Source organism: Mesorhizobium sp. M2D.F.Ca.ET.226.01.1.1, from assembly GCF_004022705.2.
Taxonomy (GTDB): Bacteria; Pseudomonadota; Alphaproteobacteria; order Rhizobiales; family Rhizobiaceae; genus Mesorhizobium.
In genome coordinates, this window is record NZ_RZOY02000077.1 from 1 (window position 1) to 342 (window position 342).

Annotated in this window: 1 protein-coding gene; it reads left to right on the plus strand. The window is 61.7% G+C overall.

The genetic code is table 11. The features are described from left to right. Nucleotides 1-96: 96 nt before the first annotated feature. On the plus strand, nt 97-342 hold a 246-nt coding region (locus EN869_RS33820), incomplete at its 3' end, for a 2-thiouracil desulfurase family protein (RefSeq protein ID WP_245519977.1).

The following is a 342-nucleotide window of genomic DNA, read 5'->3' on the forward strand; positions in this document are numbered from 1 at the left end:
CCGATCTGCCGACTCGCTCCAAGCCTTGGCCGCGTAACTCTACCTGCCGGTAGAAGGCTGACGCGACAGGGAAGCGTTCTATTGTTCGGAGCAGCAATGCGCGGCAAAGGAGCCGATATGGAAAGGGTGCTTGTCTCGGCCTGCCTGCTTGGCAGCAAGGTGCGTTACAACGGTTCGTTCCGGCTCAACCATCATCCCATCCTTGCTCGGTGGCAATTGGAAGGCCGGATCGTGCAGATCTGCCCCGAAGTTGCCGCCGGCTTCTCCACGCCGCGCCCTCCGGCCGAAATTCAAGGTGCAGGCGACGGCCATGGGGTTCTGCAAGGTCAGGGGCGAGTGATC